The sequence below is a fragment of the Burkholderia sp. A2 genome (assembly GCF_001729305.1).
GTDB classification, from domain to species: Bacteria; Pseudomonadota; Gammaproteobacteria; order Burkholderiales; family Burkholderiaceae; genus Burkholderia; species Burkholderia sola.
Window position 1 is genome coordinate 2,042 of record NZ_LZXX01000117.1, and the last position, 430, is coordinate 2,471.

Below are 430 nucleotides of genomic sequence, written 5' to 3' on the forward strand. Positions count from 1 at the left end.
CTTCTTCGACGATCCGACGCTCGGCGCGGCCGAGCGCTTCTCGAAGCAGCAGTTGCCGATCCTCGCGCTCGGCTTCGACGACGATCCCTGGGCGAACCCGGCCGCGATCGGCCTGCTGGTAAGCTATCTGACCCGCGCGAAGGTCGAACGCCGTCAGATCGATCCGCACGCGGCGGGCAGCGGCCCGGTCGGGCACATGGGCTTCTTTCGCAGCCGGCCCGGCGCCGTGCTGTGGCCCGACGTCGCCGACTGGCTCGCGCAGGCGCTCGATACGCCGCACACCGCGTGCCGCCCCTTCCTTTCCATTGCAGCCGGGAACCCAGCTTGAGCGAAGACCGACGCCTGTTTTTCATGTTGAACATCGGCCAGCGGCGCGTGCAGCGCTGGATCGACCGCAAGGCCGAAACCGACACGCGCGCGAGCGCCGCGC

Annotated in this window: 2 pseudogenes; both read left to right on the forward strand. The window is 69.5% G+C overall.

Features of this window, described 5'->3' with window-relative positions:
- Positions 1-328: pseudogene (locus tag A9Z05_RS38035) on the forward strand (alpha/beta hydrolase); the annotation flags it as partial.
- Positions 325-430 (forward strand): annotated as a pseudogene (locus A9Z05_RS38040) (MarR family transcriptional regulator); the annotation flags it as partial. The pseudogenes A9Z05_RS38035 and A9Z05_RS38040, both read left to right, overlap by 4 nt.